The sequence below is a fragment of the Shewanella sp. Scap07 genome (genome assembly GCF_013394145.1).
Classification (GTDB): domain Bacteria; phylum Pseudomonadota; class Gammaproteobacteria; order Enterobacterales; family Shewanellaceae; genus Shewanella; species Shewanella waksmanii.
In genome coordinates this window covers 2,137,357-2,156,971 of the sequence record NZ_CP041329.1, presented here as the reverse complement: position 1 = coordinate 2,156,971, position 19,615 = coordinate 2,137,357, and the positions used below count along the sequence as shown (strand labels likewise).

The window sequence follows — 19,615 nt, the reverse complement described above, 5'->3', positions numbered from 1 at the left end:
TATTTAAAATTAATTCACTCTGTGGCCGCTAAAGACGCTTAGCCGCCAGTTTGAACGCTGCTGTCGCGCTCAAACTGGCCACAATGTACTGCCTCAGCAACCAAGCTCTACTAGGCATTGCGACAACAAATTAAAAGTGGCTTTCATCGAACTCTGTCAGTAACTGGCTGCTGGCTTCAATCTGTTTACGCAAACTGCGGGTCTGCACTGCCCAGTAATGCATGTAAAACTTAGCACCACGCAATTTATTTTCATAAAAAGCCTTGTCACCTTGGCCACTGGCAATAGCATCAAGAGACACCACCGCCATCCTGCTCCACATCCATGCGAGCGCTGTGATACCAAATATTTGCATATAAGGCATAGATGCAGCGCCTATGATGTCAGGGTTTTTCTGTGCATTCGCCACAATGAAATGGGTGGCTTTTTCTAAGTCAGTCGAGGCATCCATTAATGCCACGATATATTCTTTCATCGCCTCATTGCCCATGTGTTCAGCTAAGAATGGCTTTAATTGATCAGACCATAACGTCAGCGCAGCGCCGCCGTCGGCCAATAACTTACGCCCAACTAAATCGAGCGCCTGTACACCATTAGTACCTTCATAAATCATTGCAATACGGCTATCTCGGACAAACTGCTCCATGCCCCACTCATGAATATAACCATGGCCACCAAAGACTTGCTGCGCATCAACACAGGCTTTAAAGCCTTGATCAGTGACAAAGCCTTTGGCAACGGGTGTAAACAAGGCCGCCAACTTAGCAGCATTGGTTGCCTGCGCGGCGTCTTGATGACGATGGGACTCATCTATCCACAGCGCTTGTTGACCTAAAAGGGCTCTCGCGCCTTCATTGAAGGTTTTTTGGGCCATTAGCATACGTCTTACATCGCCATGTACCAAAATGGAATCGGCGGCTTTATCCGGCGATTTCACTCCGCTTAATCCGCGGCCTTGAATACGCTCTTTGGCGTACTCAAGCGCATTTTGATAAGCGATTTCAGAAACACCTAACCCTTGAACGGCAACCCCTAGACGCGCTTCATTCATCATAGTGAACATGGCCCGCAACCCTTGGTGTGGCTCGCCAATCAATTCACCTAGGGCGCCATCAAACACCATCACACAAGTGGAGTTACCATGAATGCCCATTTTATGCTCTAGCGCCGCAGTTTGTACGCCATTTTGCGCCCCTAGGCTGCCATCATCATTGACCAAGAACTTAGGTACTGCAAACAAGGAAATGCCTTTTACACCCGCGGGGGCATCAGGCAGTCTGGCTAACACCAAATGGACAATGTTTTCAGCTAAGTCATGATCGCCCGATGAAATGAAAATCTTCTCTCCACTAATCGTGTAAGTATCATCGCCCACCTCTTGTGCCTTGGTGCGCAGTAACGCCAAGTCTGTGCCAGCGTGAGATTCGGTCAAGTTCATGGTGCCAGTCCACTCGCCGCTCACCAGTTTTTCTAAATACTTATTTTTTAACTGGTCGCTGCCATGGGCATGAATCGCCGCATAGGCACCGTGGGTCAAACCCGGATACATGGCGAATGCCATGTTAGTTGAAGTATTCATTTCTGTGGCAAACACCCCAACCACCTCAGGTAATCCTTGACCACCAAAGTCGGGGTCACTGGTGAGGGTCGCCCAGCCATTATCAACATATTGCTGATAGGCATCTTTAAATCCATCGGGGGTGATCACTTTGCCATCGACTAGCTTGCAGCCTTGTATATCGCCAACACCGTTAAGCGGTAACATGACTTCAGTAGTAAAATCTGCCACACCTTGCAAAATGGCATCGACGAGTTCGCTGTCCACTTCGTCAAAACCTGCAAGTTCAGTTTTATTGTTAATTGTTAATAATTCATTAAGAATAAATTGATAGTCTCTTAGCGGTGCTTGGTATGTCGGCATTCCCCACTCCTTTGTTATTATGTTGCAACGACAATGACTGACTTCTTTGGTCAGTGCTCTGACCACTGTACCCAAGTATGAGTAAAAACACAGCAATTATGTTGCTTTGTTTAGTTTTTAGAACAAGCTTAACCAAAAATCAGCACAACAAGCCCTTATTTATTGGGGAAAAAATCAGTAAGCTTGATGAATGATTATTCCGCCTTCGGGCCTGTATTTAGGAATGAGGAGCACCACATGGGTTCAGTTACGACAAAGAAGCACGCCAATGGATTGGAGTATGTCGATGTTGATACGTCATTGTGTAAAGCACGCATTTTTCTTCAAGGTGCACAAATAGACTTTTTTCAACCCGCGGGTAAAAAGCCGCTACTTTGGGTGTCTGATGCCGATGACTACCAACCAGGAAGTGGTATTCGTGGTGGTATTCCTGTGTGCTGGCCGTGGTTTGGCATGAGCGATACCCCTGACTGGCCGCAACATGGTTTTGCTCGTACCCGTTTATGGGCGCTTGAGTCGGTAAAAATGAACAATCAAGCCGTGGATCTGCGTTTTACGTTGGCAATCAGTGAAGCCGATAAACTCTATTGGCCGCATAATACCCAAGTTGAATTATTATTCAGCCTCACCGACACCCTTAAAGTGACATTGAAAAACACCAACCATGCGGATTATCCGGTAAGTTTTACTCAAGCGTTGCACACCTATTTCCCTATCGGCGATATCAGCCAACTAAAAGCCGCTGGCTTTAGTGACTCACAATATATTGAGTTTGGCGATGGCCCCTATAAACAGCCAAGCGACGAAGTGATTTTTGATCGTGAAACGGACCGTGTATACACCCAGTTATCACCGCTGCAAACTCTGCACACTGCCGATGGTGTCATTGAAGTTGGCCGTGAAAATAGCCAATCAGCAGTACTGTGGAACCCGTGGATTGAAAAGTCGCAACGATTGTCACGATTTAATAGCGATGATTATAAAACCATGGTGTGTCTAGAAGCCGCGAATGTATTGGAAGATAAAGTGACCTTAGCGCCTGGCGACAGCCATGAATTAACCACAACCATAGCGTGGCAGTAAGCTAAATAATCTTACTTAGCGCTACAGGCAAATAAGCAGTAGCGCTATCATTTACGCCCATCCAAAAGTTTGTATTGTTTATTTACCAATACTATTTCCTTTGACCCTAGCAGTTGATTTACACTCAATACACTCACTCTTTTGGCAGCGACAACTTTCCTATCCGCGATGAATAAACGGCGCCTAGCAGCAATATTTGTGCTGCTCTGTATCATTGTTATCAGTGCAGCTGCAGTGCTGACGCAATATTACGAAACTTTAACTCGTGATATCGCCAATCGATTCCTGCGCCCTTACCACACACAAATCGACCAGGTGAGTTTCTCGCTCTCTAGCCCGCATCACTGGCATGTTGAGCAGATATCGCTAACGGTTAACGGCACTAAAATTCACGCCAACGGTATAGACATAGTGAGAAAACCCGCTAGCCCTTGGTTTAGTCTGACCACCGAAATGATTGATTACCTTGCGGTGCAATCATTAACCGTCGATCTCAGTGCAAGCTTGCTCAATAACAAAACCAATCAGATTGACCAGCAAGGGCCATCAGCAGCGTTAGATGTCAGCCAGTTACCCCAAGTGGTGCTGGGTAATATCAGCTTAACCTTACCCGATGCGCAGCGCAGCGCTGTTGACATAGACTACTTAACCTTTGATGAGCAGGCTAACCTGCGACTGGCGGCCAATTACAATCAGCAGCTGCTTGCTCGTATTGATGTGTCGCTGGCACCAAAGCGCTGGCAACTGGACTCGACGATAGATCTGCAGTCGCTGCAAAAGTTAACCTCCACCTTGGGTAAGATAGCAGGCGCTGAGCAACCGCAATCTCGACTGCACTCTCTGCACCAGTTCAGTCAATTGCCATTAGTGCTAAACGGCAGTCTGCATAGCCAAGCGACGCTTTCACTAAACAATGCCCAGCTAACATCTCGCCATCAGATAACGCCATTTGAATTACTCTGGCAAGGTGACAACAGCGCTGAGCTACGTGCTTTTAACGCTAGTCAATCGCGACAGCCAGGGCTCGACTTTACTATCATCGGCGCAGTGAATCAGCTGATACTGACACTCGATACCTCGCATTATGCGCTGCAGTTGCCACTGGCCAGTGTCGAGCAATTGGCACAAGATAACTTTACGCCTCATTTGCAGTCGCTAATAGCACAATGGAGTACCAACCCCACTCAAATTGCACCGCCCCATTCAGCAGTCAATCATGGCGTGACACCGAGTACTAACCAAACAGAACCCACAGCAACGTTGACACTCGACAGCACCCCTATCGCCATTGATTTAGCCAATCTACAGTTAGCACCGGTGACACTAAACGCCAACTTGTCCTTGCCGCAACTGCATAGCCAATTGCAAATGAGTAGCGAGCAATCAATACCTTTACATGCTGATTTGGCAGCCAGTAACCAACCACTGCCATTTGACTGGCAACTATCGTTACACACAGGTCCATTTGCGCTCGCCTCTGCGCCGAGCCAATCTCAAACCCATCATTTGCAGCACAACAGTACAGACAAACACGCTAACGATAAGGATAAGGAAAACGATAAGGATAATCTCAGCGTGGTTTGGTTTGATGCAAAACGCTTAGCCTTTAATGCCAGTGGTAGCACTGAACTTCAACGCTCACCGCTAGACTTATCCAATACAAATCAAAATACTAAGCCAAGTAGCGATACCCAAAGTGCTTGGCAATGGCACGCAGACATTCAGCCTAACTGGCAATTTAGCTTGTTAAAGCCAAGGTTGAGTAAGCAAAGCTCCGCTCTGGTGACGAAGCAAAGCCCTCTTACTAAACAAAATCCACAGTCTGTTGCGAGCCAACACCACAAAACACCTAGTGAAACAAGTGTTCAGCGAGTCGCATTAGCCAATGCGGCGTTTAGCAATCTGACACCTTTTTACTCAGCAGATAATATGAGTTTAACCAGCCAGCACGTTAATCTAGATGGGCAAACACTCAATAAGACCTTAAACGCCAATGTACAAGGCCCCGTGCTTAACGTTGTTGGCGCATCTTTTGATATCGCGCAGCTTAGTGACAATCTTGCCCAATCAGCGCCTTCAGTCAGCTTGCTGCGCAGTGAACAAAGCCAATTAAATATACAGCAGCTTAAATGGCAAAGTGGTCCACAAGCGTGGTCATTGTCGGTGGGTAAACCTCAGTTAACCACCAAAGCTATCCATTTCAGTCATGACACGGCTGATATTCGTAGTCAGCAAATTAGTTTGGCCTCGCAAGGCATAGAGATCGTACAACAAGCAGGCACAGCACTTGGCAGCCAAACCCAATTAACCGCCCCTGCCACGCCGGCTTCAACACAAAGCACATCGCAACTGATATCGGTATGGCCGTTATCCACTCAATTGACGAATACAGAAGTGTTTGTGGCCCAACAACATCAGCACTACCAAGCGATCATTGACACTATTCACATCGATTCATCGACCACTAACACAAGCCTAGAACCGCATGATGAAACATCGATAAAGATTAATCTCACTGACTTTACGCACAGCCAAATTAGTCAGTTACTTAACTACCAGTTAGACGGCGTAAGCCTTACCAAAACAGACACACAAGCTAAAAGAAATGCCAGTCAAACACTGCTTGATTTCAGCCAGATTTATTTGTCTCAACACCTAGATATTAAGCCGGCGACCCAAAGTCCCCATCAAAATGCCAGTGAAAACAGCGCTGCAGCCCAAGAGCACACCCTCGCCGTAAACACCCACGAACAGTGGCAACTCGGGTTGTTGGCATTAACGAGTCAACATAAGGCGAGTTTTGGCCGAGACATTACCGTCACAGGCCAACTTCAGCAACAAGGCGATATAGAACAACTACTCGCCCTCGCCCCCAGTGATGCGCTGCAGCAATGGCAAGTAGCACTTGCTGGCAGCAGTGACATTAGCAGTGATTATCAACTGATTAAAAGCCCACAACAGCTGACACTTAACGCGGATATTAATGCCCGTTTTAGTGCGCTAAATGGCGGCTACCGTAATTTGCCTTTTGAAGATGGTTTACTCACCGTCAATTGCCACAGCAACCTTAACAGCAATAAGACAATACAAGCCCGAGTTACCTGCCCTGCAATTGATTTTAATGTAGCCGCGTTCAACCCCAGCACGGTAATTTCAAACCTTAACATTAACGCCGATATTGACGCTGACCTGTCGCCATTAATGGCACAAGGCTCAAAAATACAACCGTCATCCGCCAGTAATGTAACACCATCAAAAATCGGTCCGACAACCCTCAACCTCACAGCATCAGGAGAACTGCTTGGCGGTGAGCTACTCATCCCTAGCTTTAACCTTAATACCAACGCTGACTCCCATGCCTATCTAGTGTTGCAAGGGTTGCAATTACAACAGCTGCTAGACATTCAGCCAGTCACAGGCCTATATGCCGACGGTGTGTTTGACGGCGTACTACCCATGGATGTGGTCAATCGTCAGTTAACCATTAGTGGTGGACAGCTGGCGGCGCGGGCACCAGGCGGGCTTATTATGCTCGACGGCAACCCTGCCATCGAGCAGATGCGGTTAACCCAACCTTATTTGGATTTTGTGTTTTCAACCCTAGAGCATTTGCAATATAGTGAACTGGCCAGCAGCTTTGATATGGCGGCCGGTGGTGATGCGGTAATGGCGGTATCAGTTAAAGGTAAAGCCGCTGATGTGACTCGGCCTATCCATTTAAATTATCATCACCAAGAGAACGTATTACAGCTTTTAAAGAGCTTACAGATTGGTGATAAACTACAAAATCAAATTGAACAATCGATGCAACAATAACTGTTCAGCTTATCGTCATCTACATTGACTACAATAAAACTAACTCGCTAAGTGAGCGCACAAGCTTACAGAATAATAAGGACACCTCTGTGATTATGCTAAAAAAGACATCACTGTGCGGTATGGTAATCACCCTGTTAATAGCCAGTGGTTGTACACCGACAGTCAAAATAGAGCCACCAGAGAAACCCATTGTCATCAATCTTAATGTCAAAATTGAACACGAAATTAAGATTAAAGTAGATAAAGAGTTAGACGACCTATTGTCTAATGACGAACTTTTTTAACCACCAAACCACAGGAGTATCATAATGAACCGTTCACTTTTATTACTCGTCGCTGGCCTGGTGTTTAGCGCGAATGTTTTCGCCATCTCACTACAAGATGCAAAATCCCAAGGATTTGTTGGTGAGCAAACCAACGGTTACTTAGGCATAGTAAAAGCCAGTCCCGAGGCACAAAGCCTAGTAAGTAGTGTTAACGCTAAACGTAAATCACACTATCAGAAAATTGCCACTAAAAATGGCATCAGTACCCAAGATGTCGCCAAACTCGCGGCAGAAAAAGCCATTCGTGGCACCAAAAAAGGTCACTATATACAAACCCAGTCGGGTAAATGGATTAAAAAATAATGCCTTGCAGCTCACCCCAGTAGCAAACTGGGGTGAATGTAATGTGTCGCGAAAACTTGACTTATTTTTAGCTCACAGCGTAGCACTGGTACTCAACTCTTAGTTCAACAGTAAAACCCATTAACTACTTAAACGATCGAAAGGGCTTATCGTTCCGGCTCTTGTTTGACCAAGTACATGAGTATAAATCTCTGTTGTACGTAAATCCCTGTTGTACGTAAAAAACTGTGCCCCAATAACTCTTGCACTGTACCAATGTCGCTGCCTTGCGCTTGATTCAATAATAACGGATGGTATCCCTTTCCCCTCCCAACTACTCAACTGTATATTTACACCGCTATAATGCAAAGTTTGGAATTTTGCCACATTTTTGGGGCAACTCAGAAAGCAAACAAAAACACGCTCCCCTTTAACATTTAATTTTATTACTTTTTAAATAAATACCTATTAACTAGCGGCACAAATAAGTCAATTCCGACGTTCTACACCAGGTGTTGAAAACAAATCACTCTCAAATTAATCGTAAGCTATTGAAGGCAATTAATTTTTAAGTTAACTTGCAGGTATTAGATTAGCGCGGCTGTACGTTGTTATACGGAATTCAGCCTAATATACTGTTAGAAGTACAAGAATGGGGAGCTAATGGAAGTATCCAGAGAGTTTGAAAATTGGGGGCTACGTTTCTCTGGGTGTGACGGTGGAGATATTGGAAGCCCAACAAGCCCGGCAATCTGGGTATGCGGCATAGAGTGGGGTGGTGGCCATACCCCAGAGTCCCTAGAGTCCCACATGGAACAGGATGTAAATCACCCGCCGAGAGGGTATGCCGACTGGATGGAAAACGTTGCCTATATCTTCAACTGGCAGGTAATGAAGATACTTTCTGTGCTCGACGGCGGGATCATATCAGAGTACAAACAATTCGCAGAACGTGCTCAACCGTTTGTTGATGGTGGGCGCGGTTACTTCAAGATGAACCTTTACCCGATCGGTTTTAAAGACACCAGTCATACTCGGTGGCATGATAATTTTGCAACTATCACGGGCTTACACAGCAAAGCAGACTACCTTGCATGGTGTTTGGCGTTCCGGTTCCCTCGAATGCGAAAGTGGGCAGAGCAGGCTGCTCCGAAATTGATACTTTGCCTGGGAAAAACCTATATTAACGAGTTTCAATCTGCCTTCTATGATGAAGGAGCTGAATTGACGCACGAGATCATCGATGATCGAGACCTGTTTTGGGGCGTGAATAGCCAAGGATCAGTTGTTGCGGTAATTCCATTTATGGTGAATCGAAATGGCTTAGTTAAAAATGAATCCATTCAACGATTTGGTGAACGTATATCGCAACTGCTAACAAATCAAAGCACTCGGACGCAGAATAGCTGCGCCTGTGTTTGAGGCGTTATGCCCTACTATTTTACAAAGGAGGTTATTTTGAGAAAAGCGATTTTATTTATATCCTTTATTTTTATTTGTCTACCTGTGAGCGCAGAGGAGCTTGACCTAACGGAATTCGGCAAGTCATATTTCGCTGCTTGGAAAGCTACTCAAGTTCCAAATGCAACAAAAAAGGACATCGAGCACTATTTATCGTTCCTAAAAGAAGATATTGGCCATCAACACCTACCCTACGTAAATGACGATTCTCGCATTCCAACAGGTAAACAAAATATGCGTAGTGGCATGGCATATTACCTTGGTGCGCATACTCAGTATTCTGCCAAGCTCAATGAAATCGTTCCAGCACATAATGTTGTTGTAATCAAATACTTCACTAAAAGTAGCGGCGTTCACCCTCAAACCAAAGAAGTCGTAAATCAAAGCTACGATACTATGGAAGTACTAGAAATCGAGGATGGCAAAGTATCTGTGATTAGGAAGTATTCAGAATAGCGGCAAGGCATAACTAGTTAATCAAAAGGACGCAAAACAGTTGGCTTTTGCTCCTTCGTCGCTAATTTTGTCCAACAAATTTTTGCCCATTATTTGGGCCTTAGGCACCTTTCTTATAGGAAATATTTATGACTGTAGATATTCGTTTCAGGTATTACCAAAACAAAGATAGAGAAGATTGCCTCAAGGTGTTTGATGCCAACTGCCCAGAATTTTTTGCGCCGAATGAACGTCCAGATTATGCCGACTTTCTGGATGCCTCTCCTGAGACTTATGAAGTTTGCGTTTTGGATGGCGATATCATTGGCGCTTTTGGTTTGTCGGGTAATGACCCTTTATATAAATCGATAAACTGGATAATGATATCACCCAAAGCTCAAGGCTTGGGGCTAGGCTCCAAATTTATGGAAAGAGCGATTAATTTGGCTAATGAGCAAGGGCTGAGCTATATAAAAATCGCTGCTAGCCATTTGTCCGCACCATTTTTCGCTAAATATGGCGCACTAAGCATTAATGAGATTAAAGATGGCTGGGGTGCAAACATGCACCGTATTGATATGGAGTTACACCTTTAAAGCCGACGTCAAACATTGCGATGTTTTGACTTTCCTAGGTCAATTATGAGCACCACAACCCGTTTCCATACCCATGATAGCAAGCAAGACAGATGCAATTTTAACTGATAGCTTGTTTCTTTTAACTGTTTGCTTTAGTTTAGTTTTGCCCTATTAATCTACGGCACAAACACTAGCATTTGCCTAAATCGATGCAAATTACTTTAATTAAACACTTATGGACTCTCCTTGTTTGAACCCCTGCGCTTTCAATGTGACACATAGTGGCCAATGGGTAAGCGGAGTCTATATCATTCGTAAAATTTCACCATGATTAAAGATCTTACCGAATTTTGGGAAACAGAATTCAAAAGCTTTGTTCCTGAAGCTCACAACTTAAAGCATGAGTTCAGTGATCGTTGGGTTCGATTCCATTACTTACCAGAATCAAAAAGGTACCCACAAAACGAGCAAGAGTACATAGAAGTGCTTCGTAGGTACAATACATTACTAAATGAGTTACTTGGTAAGAATGAGGTTTTTGTCATATTGCCAGAATACTCTGAATCAAAAACTCCCACAAAACCTAGTTCTGAATTAACAACATTATTTCCCATTACAAAACCTTGGCGCTCGGTAGAGCAGCACGAAGATGATGACGACTATAAGCTGTACTGGCATCTTCATGTATCTGAAGTTAACTACAGTGGTAGCGAGCTAGATAGCTTGTTTCGCTTGGTGGCTCACGATGAGGCTAGCAACATTATCATTGTTAATCCCAATAAAGGTGTCATATTTCACCCTTATGATGGAGGGGCCGACATTGTGTTAGCATCCACAAGACAAAGAGACCAACTCAAGGATAGACACCCTGGATGGCTACCATCGCATTCTGAAGGTTTCTAGGTTAAACAGGGCAAGTCAACCCGACACCTTACACTTCGTTTACGCTGTTAGTTGAGCGTAGTAATTTAATTTAGAGGGTTCATATGAAGAATCTCATTTTTATTTTTGCATCTTTTTTGGCGGTAACATCACAAGCATTTTCTGAGGATTTAATTAAGTATAATAAAGAATTAGATGGATTTGATTATCCATTTGAAGTCACTACATTTGAGTTTAACTCTCAAAACCAAGATCTTAAAATGCGATACATGGATGTAGGCGATAAAGATGCAGAAAAGGTCGTCGTTTTATTGCATGGTAAAAACTTTTCTGGTTACTACTGGGAAAAAGTCGCCCAATATCTTTTAGACAAAAATTACAGAGTTGTTATTCCTGATCAAGTAGGTTTTGGTAAGTCAACTAAACCCGATTCCTACCAATATAGTTTTGGTCAACTGGCATTAAACACTAAAGTATTATTGGATGAACTCAACATCAACAAAGCGCATGTTGTGGGCCATTCTATGGGAGGCATGTTAGCGACTACCTTCTCAGTTAATTACCCAAACCTAGTTGATAAACTTATTTTGATAAACCCAATTGGATTAGAAGATTACGGCCGCTACGCTGAGTTTAAAGACACTAACTTCTTCTATAAGAATGAATTAAATAAAACAGTGGATAAAGCCAGAAACTACCAAAAGAAAAATTACTACGACGGTAAATGGTCAGATGAATATGAACAGCTTTTAACACCTTTAAAAGGTATGTTGTCAGGTGGTGATTGGGACATTATCGCTTGGAATAATGCGCTAACTTATGGGCCAATTTTCTCGGAAAATATTGTAGATAGACTATCACAGGTTAAAACCGAAACCTTCTTGATTATAGGAACCAGAGATAAAACCGGACCAGGTAGAGGTTGGCTAAAACCAGGAGTAAACAAAAACCTAGGCGACTATAAAACGCTCGGCCAAGAAGCTAACGCATTGATTGAAAACTCAACACTAATTGAGCTCGATGGGCTCGGTCATATGCCTCAATATGAGAACTATGATGTGTTTATTAAAGCTTTCAGTAAAGCGATTGACGCACAATAGGCAATATGATTGATGAGGCAACCTTGCTATTTAGCGAGTTGCCTCTATAACTCATAGTTTCTTAAGGTAAAGCATGACTCGCTAAGCTATCAAATCGTCCTTGAGCACGCCGCAATAAGTTTTTGATAAGCAATACACCGATGTATATTGGTTACATACAAGTGCAAACAGGGCCTATCGCTTTGCTTACATTACCAGCTCATTGATACTCGATATTGCAAACCCATCACTAGATTAACTCTGATATATCTCGGCATTTAGAGTCACAATAAATGCCAACTTAATACCGCTTTATTCCCCCCTCACCTATTTACATATAGCAATCCTAAAGCAGTGCTATAAATCATCACAACGATTGATTAATAAATAACCAACTAAGAATAGTATAAGCAGTGACCTTAAATAGAACATACCGAAAGTCAATTAAAGAAATAATACATTATTTAATGAGCAAGGATTAATAGAATTAACAAAGGAGAAAGTAGACATGAAGTTGATTAAGTTATTATCAAGACCTTTATTGATGTTATCGCTGGTATTTTTAACTGGCTGCGTCGCCCAACTCGCGCCTAAATATGATCAAGCACTTTTTGAGGGAATAACAAGCACTAACGTGCAAGTTATGCAGCTATTTGCATCTGTATCATCTGGTACAGACCGCAAAACCTGTACTGAAAGAGCCAATGCCTACAATTCAGTCATTGGCGCTATTGATGCGCTAGCACTGCAGTCAAAAGCCCGCCCAATGCCAGATAGCTCCAGCATCGATAAAATTAATGATTACCTTAGCTCGAAAGGGTTTGCTGCAATCGTAGGCAATGAACCGCCAAGCACAAATGCGCTTGAAGAGGTATCAAAAAACCTCACTAAAATGAAACAGACCGATTGCAAAATCGGATTGCAAGAACCGGTGGTTGCTACGTTTAAAAACGCGGTTTCTATTTCAATGGATCAAGCTATTACTTATGAGTCTTTTCTAAATCGATAAAGGAATATTGAAATGTCTATAGATATAAACCAACTACTGTCTGATATGAAAAACGCGGCTTCTCAAGTCATTAATCAAGATGTGACTGTGTTAAGAGGCTTTTCAGAAAGACAATTAAAAGCATTAGCTAAACAAGCTGAACTGATTGCCAAAGGGGTTGCTTCGGGCGACATAGACGAAGATTTGCGCGATTTCTTTTTAGATTCACTTGAAGATATGACGTTAAATTTTGCCAAAACGCTTCGAGGTCTGCTGATGGTCACCATAGAAAAGGTGTGGAACGCCCTTGTGGGTGTTTTATGGGGCGCGATCAGTGCTGCCACAGGCATTGATATTGCCGCGCCGTCAGCCAATTAGCATCTAAACCACTGTACCTGTCCTTAGTTATACAACGGACAGGTACGGTTAGAGGTTAGCTCAAAACCTTGGCATCGTTAAATCCACCACAAGATTTTTGACATTCTCTTACCGCTTAGCTTTGCAACGTTCAATCAAAAAACACCGCCAGCCAGATAGTGGCTTGCTCAGGGTCGGTAAAGCTCACTTTGTGCTTTTGTTGAGCGGGTATCAGTAAACTGTCGCCATTGCTTAAATCAAACTCACGGCCATCATCATAGCTAACAATACCTCTTCCCTTTAGTACAACGACCCACTCTTGCTGCGCTTGTTCATACCAACCACTTTGCGGTGATTGTTGGCCAAAGGATACAATACGCTCAATACGCACGTTTGCTTGATTGACGATATCTTCAAAATGTTCCATTGAAGGATCCGCTGGCAGATTTTCATATAGATTCACTCTTTATCTCCAATAGATTTAACCACAAGTATTAAAATTTCGAATACTAACTAACTTAATGAATTTGTTTCTAGAATAGAAAATAGCCTTAGCCAAAACAACACTGACTTAACTAAGGACTTATCTATGAAATCAATTTTTGCCGTCTTACTCACTTCTATCATGCTATTTGGTTGTGCTTCAAATGAAGTTTCAATGCACCGCCAAGGTGAAGTGCTAGCAAATCAAATTACTAAAGCCGATAACACCGGCACAGGACAGGCCATTGGTAAACTCAGTGGCCTAGCAGGATCAGACTCTAGCTCTCGCCTGTCTGGTTGGATCATCGGCGGTCTAATTGGTGATGCCATAGAAGAAGGCACGCTATCGGTGACCTCAGAGTTGGTTATCCGTTTAGAAGATAATCGTGTTATCAACCTTAAATTGCCGGCAGTAAATGACACTATTGCCCAGGGAGATATTGTTGATGTCGTCTTTGATGGTTACGGTGATCCATTAGATGTACGAGTGATCAAAAAAGCCGACACACAAGCCCACACGGGCGCTATCGCCGCGACTGGACTGACTCACTAGCAGCCACCAACAATAAAAAAGGCCACTGTTAACAGTGGCCTTTTTGCTGATTAAGCCAACACTAGAACGATTTAGAGATACTATCTTGTAAACCGTCGTTATCGGTGACAGTTAACGTCACTTCGGACGCACTGCTACCAAAGCTTATTGCCAATAAGTTTCTACTGGTTTTACCGTTGTTAAACTGCCATAACTGCTCAGTAATATAACCATCGGAATCAGTACTAGTGGAGATAAATACCTGCATAAAACGGAAGTTTACGTGCCTGAAACTGGCTATCGGCTGTGATTGCTCGGCAGCAGAGTCAACTATTACTTGTTGCTGACTTTGCGTGCTGGCACCACTATTATCAGTGGCTGTCATCGTCACCATGTAAGTCCCGGCTTGGGCATAGGTATGTGCGGCCGTATCGCCTGTGGCCTGTGCACCGTCACCAAATTGCCACTCAATACTCACCACTTCGCCATCAGCATCGGCGGCGAGTGAGGCAAAACTGACATTGAGCTGGTCGATATCAACAGTAAAATCCGCTGTGGGTGGCACATTGTCGGCTTCGAGTAGCAATGAAATAATAACCGGATCATGATCTGACGAACGGTAAGCATCTGCTTGGTATAGTTCGCTTAACTGCGTATCCGATTTATATTCTTCGTTATAATCTAAAACTCGAGGTTCATCGGTATTGATATGCCACTCGGCAATGTCGACCACCTTTTCTAACAAACTTACATTAGCCAATGCGTGATCGAGCTGACCTGTCTCACCTTTGAATATGTAGCTGTACGAAGCTGGTTTGTTCAAATAGTCATTTAACTCGGTATAGCCAGCACTCGCTAACGCTGTCAGCGGATCTTCTTTGGCGTAGGCATTTAGATCACCAATCACTAAATGGTCCTGGGCAGGATATTGCGTTTGCATCCATTGCCCAATGGCTTGCGCCGCACGGGTACGAGTTAGATTACAGTTGCCTTGGCCATCGCCTGCATCAGGATCATTAAGACTATCGCAGTCACTGCCTTTAGACTTCAGGTGATTAACTGCAACCACCAATCCTTCTTGGCTATCTAGCAATCTGAACCCTTGGGCCAACATAGGTCGGTTTTTTGTGTCGTTAAACAGCGGTGCCCCCTGACCATCTAGCGGCGAATTGGCGCTAGATAGCACCTGAGCAGCACCATCTAAGCTGAGTTTATCGTTGCGATAGATTAAGCCAACAGCAATGGCATCACTGCCGATACCATTGCCAGTACCTGCGACAAAACTATAGCGACTATCACCCCAGGCTTGATTAAGTCCATTGACCAAATCGGCGATGGCAGAATGTTGGTCAAAACCATCGTTCTCAATCTCCATTAGACCAAAGACATCCGCATTTATGCCCACCATGGCACTGATGATCTTGTCACGCTGACGTGCAAACTCGCTCGCTGAATCTGCACCACGTTCGGTTGGGAATCCATTGCCTAAACCATCACCATTGAAATAGTTAAGCACGTTAAAGCTGGCAACAGTAACGTTGCCGCCCGCGCTAAGTTCTGGCGCTGGTGTGCGCATGTTAGCTTGTACAAAATTGACGGTATCGACAGGCATGAGTCGATATTGATCAAAGCCATAGTGCATAACCGCATTAAGATTAGTGATGCTATCACCCACTCGCACCGTGTTGGCAGCACTTAAGCCCGGTTGTGGGTAACGGATAGGGTCTGGGTTTTGTGCGGTAAGCCCATCGTCGAGAATCAACGTATCTTTGAGGTTGGCTGCGGTTACTGCCAGCGCATCAGCACCAGGAGCAGCCACTTGCGTTCCAATAAAGTTACGGCTACTACCCAGTAACAGTTCACCATAACGGCCTAGATTATAAACTTCGTTGACCACCAAAGGTTGAGCAAAGCTCACTAACATACCTTCAAATGCTTCAAAATCGGCTAGGCTATCAACCGGAAGTTGAATTGCAGCGGCGCTAGGTAAAATAACATTAGTCTGACATAAAGCATGGGCACTCACCTCAGCAAGTTCAGTCAGTCCGTTGTACTCTTTTACCAATGCTTCAACTCTAATTTGATCGCCAACCTGATAACCCAATTGGCCGCCACTGTATACAAACACGCCTTCAGAGGTTAACGGGTCACCATCAATATCACTGTCTAGACTTTGAATGAATAGCCCATTAAGACCCGCCTCTTGGTTGCTGGTCACTACCGCTTCAACCACAACGGTTTGGCCTACAAGTGGGCTGGCATCACCACTGCCCTGTATCGCATTAATAGGCGTAGCCGTTTCACCACAAACAAAATCAACTGGGTCGGTAGGATCTGTTGGGTCAGTCGGGTCAGTTGGGTCAGTCGGATCGGTTGGCTCCCCTGCATCAAACAAACCTAAATCTGAACTGTCATCGGTTGCAAACCCAGACCAAGCCGTTAAGGTGACTTCATCACTGGGGTCAATATCAGCTACTAACTGGTCGGTTAAACGGCGCAAGGTATTATTTTGAGTGGATAATTCACCCGTGCCCCACTGAGAACCTGGGTCGACACCCACTTGACCCAAACTGTCTACCACCGTACCGGCTTTTGAAAGTACAATGGCGTCGTCGCCATTAAAAAAGCTACTGCTACTGACCTGATCTGTGACTGCTAAAATATCTGCATTGGCATCATTGTCCGCCAATACAAATACCCCTTGCGGCTCCAGATTGCCCACTAAGTCTATCGTGGTACCAGCTTGGTCGCTGCCATTAAAGTAAAAGGCCAATTGATAGCCCGCCAAGTCAATGGCTTGTGTGCCATTGTTGTATAGTTCAATGGCTTTATTATTGCTGCTGCCCTCAATATACTCACTAATAAGCAAGTCATTAGCATGTGCGCTGGTCACCGACGCAATTGCTAGTGCGACAACACTGAATTTAGATAACATGAAAACCCCTTATAACATCCTAGTTTTATTTGAATTTAGATCTGTTTGCCTAAATTTCGTTGGCTTTGTCTTAAAGCTCGGATGACTATAAGGCAGTCAAATTACATTTTGCTTACACCTGTATCAAATTTAGCGCTTTAGACTGATACTCTTTACCTATTTATCAATCATTTAGATGAACACTACCCGCTGAAAACTCCCACTAAAGTTGCAGCGTTTGTCGGTCAATTCTCTGTCTCACTCAGCTATGTCACTACGGCTATCTCACTACAGCTAAGACAATGTCGATTAAGCCAGCGACCTAAAGTGCGTCAGATCACAATCAATCGCACTCAAGCCTGTGGCAGTTCACAACTTGCACAAAAACTGAATTAGTAAAGCCGATAAAGCGCTAAACAGGCGTAAAATTGATTATTGCTGCACCTCGCAGCCAATTAATCTACTGTTTAACTATTCACTAGCGGAAAACCCGCACTGAGGCTGGCATGTTAGTCGCTGAATTATTTATCGTATTGGCTTTTATTTATCTTGGCGCACGCATGGGCGGGATTGGTATCGGCTTAGCCGGCGGTGCAGGCGTTTTAGTACTGACACTGGCCCTTGGGGTTGATGCTGGCAGTATTCCAGTTGACGTAATTTTAATTATCATGTCAGTTATCGCGGCTATCTCCGCCATGCAAGTCGCTGGCGGACTCGACTGGCTGGTTGATTTAGCCGAGCGGTTCTTACGCAAACACCCTAAACGCATCACGTTTTACGCGCCTATCGTTACCTACTTTATGACCTTACTCGCCGGTACTGGTCACACAGCATTTTCGACCTTACCGGTTATTGCTGAAGTTGCCAAAGAGCAAGGTATTCGTCCATCAAGGCCACTGAGTATTGCGGTTATTGCCTCACAAGTTGCTATCACCGCTTCACCAATTTCTGCCGCGCTGGTGTTTTTCTCAGGATTGCTCGAACCTATCGGTGTGAGCTATCTAACACTGTTAGCTATCTGTATTCCTGCCACGTTCATCGCCTGCTTAATCGGCGCATTTGTGGCTAACTTTATTGGCTGTGAACTAAAAGATGATCCGGTTTACCAACAACGATTGAATCAAGGTCTAACGGCCAGTAAAGGGCCCACTGCGCGCAATATTTTGCCTAGCGCCAAACCAGCAACCTTAATCTTTGCTGCAGCAATTGTCAGTGTGATTGGCTATGCTACGCTGATTTCAGATTCAGTTGGGCTGATCGCCTCCCCAAGCCTAAGCCGCAACGAAGCTATCATGGTATTCATGCTCGCTGCCGCGAGCCTCATTGTCACCCTCACTAAAATTGATGCCGCCCAGATCACCAATACGGCCACTTTCCGCTCAGGCATGAGTGCCTGTATCTGTGTTTTAGGGGTTGCTTGGCTTGGTGACACGTTTGTATCACACCATATTGATGCCATTAAAGCATTCAGCGGCGACCTATTAGCTCAATACCCTTGGTTATTAGCGGTGACCCTTTTCTTCGCTTCAATGCTGCTCTATTCACAAGGTGCAACTACCACAGCACTTATGCCTGCGGCTTTAGCAATTGGTGTTTCACCTTTGACCGCTATCGCATCGTTTGCAGCAGTCAGTGCGTTATTTGTTTTGCCGACTTACCCAACCTTGCTGGCCGCTGTAGAGATGGACGATACCGGCTCAACGCGCATTGGTCGCTGGGTGTTTAACCATCCGTTTTTTATACCGGGTGTGGTCACCATCGTAAGTTCGGTCATACTGGGCTTCATTATTGGTGAGTTACTGCTGTAATCGACTTAACACTCGCCAAGCAACGTCATTAAAAACAGCGCCGTTAATCGGCGCTTTTTTTATGGCCCATTAGCGGCAATCGTCTTGGTGCGAATGGCATAAAGCCTCTTGCAAAAAATTGACGTTCATCGCTAATTAAGTGTGATTTACAAAAGCGTCAAAAACCCAGTAAACATGGGGATTTCGACAAGATATTGGCAGTATCACTAGCATAAAAATCACGCTATAGTGCTCAGCCCCAATCATTATATTGAGTGTGTTTGCGATGTTTAGAGTTACCATATACGCCATTTGTGCTTATGCATTTTGGCTTACTTTTGTCGATGTTTCGGCGTTTTTTGAGCCAGAAGAAAATAGTACAGAAGAGGTAGAATCAGCATACCAAACAGAAGCTTATGCTAAGCAATCAACCCAGTTGCAACCTGAGCCGGTGATCATTGAAACCGCGCTTCTTAACGAATAACCTCGCGGACAATCAGTCGCCGATGGGCAATAAAGCACGCTATTAGCTCGTCTAGACACCTTAGTGAATGCGTTTGCTGATGGCAAGCTGCCAGTTAATCCCTGTCATTTAGCGCCACTGTATGCCTATTCGGCTGCATCTTTACTGTAGATAAGGCTAATGCTTGATTTTTTATTTATATCAAATATAAATAAGAAACGTTGT

General features: G+C 44.3%; 17 protein-coding genes and 1 pseudogene. 14 read left to right on the top strand and 4 right to left on the bottom strand.

The annotated features are described in order from the left end of the window. Positions 1-130: 130 nt before the first annotated feature. On the bottom strand, positions 131-1,921 hold the full coding sequence (locus FLM48_RS09450) for an acyl-CoA dehydrogenase C-terminal domain-containing protein (protein ID WP_179024457.1): 1,791 nt from the start codon (positions 1,919-1,921) through the stop codon (positions 131-133). A 237-nt stretch (positions 1,922-2,158) separates the two neighbouring features. Between FLM48_RS09450 and FLM48_RS09445 the strand changes: the two genes are divergently transcribed. From FLM48_RS09445 to FLM48_RS09415, 7 genes are all read left to right on the top strand, one after another. Continuing rightward, positions 2,159-3,004, top strand: a complete 846-nt coding sequence (locus FLM48_RS09445) for a D-hexose-6-phosphate mutarotase (protein ID WP_028774384.1) — start codon at positions 2,159-2,161, stop codon at positions 3,002-3,004. A 198-nt stretch (positions 3,005-3,202) separates the two neighbouring features. After that, on the top strand, positions 3,203-6,820 hold the full coding sequence (locus tag FLM48_RS09440; RefSeq protein WP_179024456.1) for a YdbH domain-containing protein: 3,618 nt from the start codon (positions 3,203-3,205) through the stop codon (positions 6,818-6,820). Between the two features lie 95 nt (positions 6,821-6,915). After that, positions 6,916-7,107 (top strand): YnbE family lipoprotein, encoded by a 192-nt coding sequence (locus tag FLM48_RS09435; protein ID WP_028774767.1) that lies wholly within the window; start codon positions 6,916-6,918, stop codon positions 7,105-7,107. 24 nt (positions 7,108-7,131) lie between these two features. Further along, positions 7,132-7,452: a YdbL family protein gene (locus FLM48_RS09430; protein WP_028774768.1), complete on the top strand. Its 321-nt coding sequence runs from the start codon at positions 7,132-7,134 to the stop codon at positions 7,450-7,452. A gap of 789 nt (positions 7,453-8,241) precedes the next feature. Then, on the top strand, positions 8,242-8,853 hold the full coding sequence (locus tag FLM48_RS09425) for a hypothetical protein (protein ID WP_218645332.1): 612 nt from the start codon (positions 8,242-8,244) through the stop codon (positions 8,851-8,853). Positions 8,854-8,889: 36 nt separating this feature from the next. Next, the gene (locus FLM48_RS09420) at positions 8,890-9,348 is read left to right on the top strand and encodes a nuclear transport factor 2 family protein (protein ID WP_179024454.1); all 459 of its coding nucleotides are present in this window, start codon (positions 8,890-8,892) and stop codon (positions 9,346-9,348) included. 128 nt (positions 9,349-9,476) lie between these two features. Next, positions 9,477-9,923: a GNAT family N-acetyltransferase gene (locus tag FLM48_RS09415; RefSeq protein ID WP_179024453.1), complete on the top strand. Its 447-nt coding sequence runs from the start codon at positions 9,477-9,479 to the stop codon at positions 9,921-9,923. A 45-nt stretch (positions 9,924-9,968) separates the two neighbouring features. On the opposite strand, the pseudogene FLM48_RS22885 reads toward FLM48_RS09415, so the two are convergent. Further along, a pseudogene (locus FLM48_RS22885) lies at positions 9,969-10,073 on the bottom strand (IS110 family transposase); the annotation flags it as partial. A 159-nt stretch (positions 10,074-10,232) separates the two neighbouring features. On the opposite strand from FLM48_RS22885, the gene FLM48_RS09410 reads away from it, so the two are divergent. The 4 genes from FLM48_RS09410 (at position 10,233) to FLM48_RS09395 (ending at position 13,232) form a co-directional block, all read left to right on the top strand. Continuing rightward, a complete protein-coding gene (locus FLM48_RS09410; protein WP_179024452.1) occupies positions 10,233-10,808 on the top strand; it encodes a hypothetical protein in 576 nt (191 codons plus the stop codon). Positions 10,809-10,891: 83 nt separating this feature from the next. Beyond that, positions 10,892-11,887, top strand: coding sequence for an alpha/beta fold hydrolase (locus tag FLM48_RS09405; protein WP_179024451.1), 996 nt, complete (start codon positions 10,892-10,894; stop codon positions 11,885-11,887). Between the two features lie 487 nt (positions 11,888-12,374). Beyond that, positions 12,375-12,875 (top strand): hypothetical protein, encoded by a 501-nt coding sequence (locus tag FLM48_RS09400; protein ID WP_179024450.1) that lies wholly within the window; start codon positions 12,375-12,377, stop codon positions 12,873-12,875. A 12-nt stretch (positions 12,876-12,887) separates the two neighbouring features. Beyond that, positions 12,888-13,232, top strand: coding sequence for a hypothetical protein (locus FLM48_RS09395; protein ID WP_037471646.1), 345 nt, complete (start codon positions 12,888-12,890; stop codon positions 13,230-13,232). A gap of 130 nt (positions 13,233-13,362) precedes the next feature. Here FLM48_RS09395 and FLM48_RS09390 read toward each other — a convergent pair whose 3' ends face one another. Continuing rightward, entirely contained in the window at positions 13,363-13,674 is a 312-nt protein-coding gene (locus FLM48_RS09390; protein WP_028774775.1) for a cupin domain-containing protein, read from the bottom strand. Between the two features lie 126 nt (positions 13,675-13,800). On the opposite strand from FLM48_RS09390, the gene FLM48_RS09385 reads away from it, so the two are divergent. After that, the gene (locus FLM48_RS09385; protein ID WP_028774776.1) at positions 13,801-14,247 is read left to right on the top strand and encodes a hypothetical protein; all 447 of its coding nucleotides are present in this window, start codon (positions 13,801-13,803) and stop codon (positions 14,245-14,247) included. 61 nt (positions 14,248-14,308) lie between these two features. Here the strand turns inward: FLM48_RS09385 and FLM48_RS09380 are convergent, their stop codons facing one another. After that, on the bottom strand, positions 14,309-17,161 hold the full coding sequence (locus FLM48_RS09380) for an ExeM/NucH family extracellular endonuclease (protein ID WP_179024449.1): 2,853 nt from the start codon (positions 17,159-17,161) through the stop codon (positions 14,309-14,311). Positions 17,162-17,646: 485 nt separating this feature from the next. Between FLM48_RS09380 and FLM48_RS09375 the strand changes: the two genes are divergently transcribed. Both FLM48_RS09375 and FLM48_RS09370 read left to right on the top strand, forming a co-directional pair. Beyond that, positions 17,647-18,948, top strand: a complete 1,302-nt coding sequence (locus FLM48_RS09375) for an anaerobic C4-dicarboxylate transporter (protein WP_179024448.1) — start codon at positions 17,647-17,649, stop codon at positions 18,946-18,948. A gap of 265 nt (positions 18,949-19,213) precedes the next feature. After that, complete coding sequence (locus tag FLM48_RS09370) at positions 19,214-19,411, top strand: hypothetical protein (RefSeq protein ID WP_179024447.1); 198 nt, start codon at positions 19,214-19,216, stop codon at positions 19,409-19,411. The last annotated feature ends 204 nt before the right edge of the window (positions 19,412-19,615 follow it).

What these genes read in the sequence shown, in the direction of transcription:
- FLM48_RS09385 (WP_028774776.1), top strand. Translation starts at nt 13,801, where the DNA reads ATGAAATCAATTTTTGCCGTCTTACTCACTTCTATCATGCTATTTGGT.
- FLM48_RS09405 (WP_179024451.1), top strand. Translation starts at nt 10,892, where the DNA reads ATGAAGAATCTCATTTTTATTTTTGCATCTTTTTTGGCGGTAACATCA.
- FLM48_RS09430 (WP_028774768.1), top strand. Translation starts at nt 7,132, where the DNA reads ATGAACCGTTCACTTTTATTACTCGTCGCTGGCCTGGTGTTTAGCGCG.
- FLM48_RS09415 (WP_179024453.1), top strand. Translation starts at nt 9,477, where the DNA reads ATGACTGTAGATATTCGTTTCAGGTATTACCAAAACAAAGATAGAGAA.
- FLM48_RS09425 (WP_218645332.1), top strand. Translation starts at nt 8,242, where the DNA reads ATGGAACAGGATGTAAATCACCCGCCGAGAGGGTATGCCGACTGGATG.
- FLM48_RS09410 (WP_179024452.1), top strand. Translation starts at nt 10,233, where the DNA reads ATGATTAAAGATCTTACCGAATTTTGGGAAACAGAATTCAAAAGCTTT.
- FLM48_RS09450 (WP_179024457.1), bottom strand. Translation starts at nt 1,921, where the DNA reads ATGCCGACATACCAAGCACCGCTAAGAGACTATCAATTTATTCTTAAT.
- FLM48_RS09380 (WP_179024449.1), bottom strand. Translation starts at nt 17,161, where the DNA reads ATGTTATCTAAATTCAGTGTTGTCGCACTAGCAATTGCGTCGGTGACC.
- FLM48_RS09435 (WP_028774767.1), top strand. Translation starts at nt 6,916, where the DNA reads ATGCTAAAAAAGACATCACTGTGCGGTATGGTAATCACCCTGTTAATA.
- FLM48_RS09395 (WP_037471646.1), top strand. Translation starts at nt 12,888, where the DNA reads ATGTCTATAGATATAAACCAACTACTGTCTGATATGAAAAACGCGGCT.
- FLM48_RS09445 (WP_028774384.1), top strand. Translation starts at nt 2,159, where the DNA reads ATGGGTTCAGTTACGACAAAGAAGCACGCCAATGGATTGGAGTATGTC.
- FLM48_RS09400 (WP_179024450.1), top strand. Translation starts at nt 12,375, where the DNA reads ATGAAGTTGATTAAGTTATTATCAAGACCTTTATTGATGTTATCGCTG.
- FLM48_RS09370 (WP_179024447.1), top strand. Translation starts at nt 19,214, where the DNA reads ATGTTTAGAGTTACCATATACGCCATTTGTGCTTATGCATTTTGGCTT.
- FLM48_RS09375 (WP_179024448.1), top strand. Translation starts at nt 17,647, where the DNA reads ATGTTAGTCGCTGAATTATTTATCGTATTGGCTTTTATTTATCTTGGC.